This is a genomic window from Embleya sp. NPDC059213, from assembly GCF_042754445.1.
Taxonomy (GTDB): Bacteria; Actinomycetota; Actinomycetes; order Streptomycetales; family Streptomycetaceae; genus Embleya.
Map to the genome: position 1 here is coordinate 1 of NZ_JBHZAV010000412.1, position 1,698 is coordinate 1,698.

Annotated in this window: 1 protein-coding gene; it reads left to right on the top strand. The window is 74.1% G+C overall.

Going from position 1 to position 1,698, the window contains the following annotated elements; genetic code table 11:
- The coding region (locus ACFXMF_RS47705) for a polyketide synthase dehydratase domain-containing protein (protein ID WP_380021348.1) at positions 1-1,698 on the top strand (1,698 nt) is incomplete at both ends.

Genomic DNA, 1,698 nt, shown 5'->3' on the forward strand with positions numbered 1-1,698 from the left:
CCGCGTTGGCCCACCTGCACACCGCCGGCCACACCGTCGACTGGTCCCGCCTGTTCACCGGGACCGCCGCGACCCTGACCGACCTGCCCACCTACCCCTTCCGACACCGGAACTACTGGCTGGCGCAGTCGTCGTCGGGCGACGCCGTCTCGGCCGGGCAGGCGGCCGCGAGCCACCCCATGCTGGACGCGGTGGTGCGGATCGCCGGCGCCGACGAGGTGGTGTTCACCGGTCGCCTCTCGGCCCGGACGCACGCCTGGGTCGCCGAACACGAGCTGGGTGGCCGGGCGTTGGTGCCGGGCACCGCGTTGATCGACATGGCGATCCGGGCCGGCGACGAGGTCGGCTGCGCCGGTGTGACCGAGATGGTGGTCACCGCGCCGCTGGTCCTCCCGGCGACCGGCGGCGTGCGGGTCCAGCTCGTGGTGAACGAGTTGCAGGAAACCGGGCACCGGGCGTTCGCGATCCATTCCTGCCGGGAGAGCGATCAGGAGTGGATCTGCCACGCCACCGGCCTGTTGGCCCCCTCGGCGCCGGAACCACGTTTCGAGCTGAGCGAATGGCCGCCGGCCGGCGCCGTTCCGCTGGCGACGGACGGGTTCTACGAGCGGCTCGCGGACCACGGCTACGTGTACGGCCCGATGTTCCGCGGTTTGCACACGTTGTGGCGCCGCGACGGCGCCGACGGGGCCGAGTTCTTCGCCGAGGTCGCGCTGCCGGAACACACGGACACGACCGGATTCGGGATTCACCCCGCCCTGTTCGACGCGGCCATCCACCCCCGGGTCTTCGCCGCGATCGCCGATGCGGGCGATGACTTCACGCTGCTGTTGCCGTTCGTGTGGAACGGGATCAGCCTCTACGCCACCGGGGCGACCGCGCTGCGGGTCCGGGTGGTCATCGACGGCGATGCCGCCGCAGCGACCGCGTGCCGGGTGCAACTCGCCGACGAGGCGGGGCAACCGGTCGCCGAGGTGCGATCGGTGGAGGCGCGCCCGGTGTCGGCCGACGCTCCGGCGGCGCGGGACGAGACGGCCGGCTCCCTGTTCGCGGTGGACTGGGTCGGGGTGGAGGTGAGCCCGACCGGACAGGCCGGGCAGTGGGCCCTGCTGGGCGCGACCCCCGACCGGTCGATCGACGAGGTGTTGACGGTCGACCGCCGCGAGACGTTGGCGGAGGCGGCCGGTGCCGACGTGCTGGTCACCGTCCACGCCGGCCGCCCGGCCGGCGTGGACGGCGAGGTCGCCGAGACCGGCGACGTCGTCGCAGCGGTGCACGACACCGTCGTCGCGGCGGCGGAACTGGTCCGGGAATGGCTGGTCGACGAGCGTTTCACGGCCGGCCGCCTGGTCGCGGTGACCCGCGGCGCGGTGTCGGCCGGCCCGGACGCCGCCCCGGATCTGGTGGGCGCCGCGGTGTGGGGCCTGCTGCGCTCGGCGCAGTCGGAACACCCCGACCGGATCGTACTCGCGGACGTGGACGACGACCCGGCCTCGCTCGCGGTCCTGCCCGCGGTGCTGGCGGCGGGCCACGACCAGGTCGCGATACGCGCCGGCGCGGTGACCGTGCCACGCCTGGCGCCGCAGTCCGTAGTGGACACCGTCGGGCCGGAGTTGGCGCCGGAGGGCACGGTCCTGATCACCGGCGGAACCGGCGCCCTCGGCGCCCTGTTCGCCCGCCACCTGATCACCGAACACG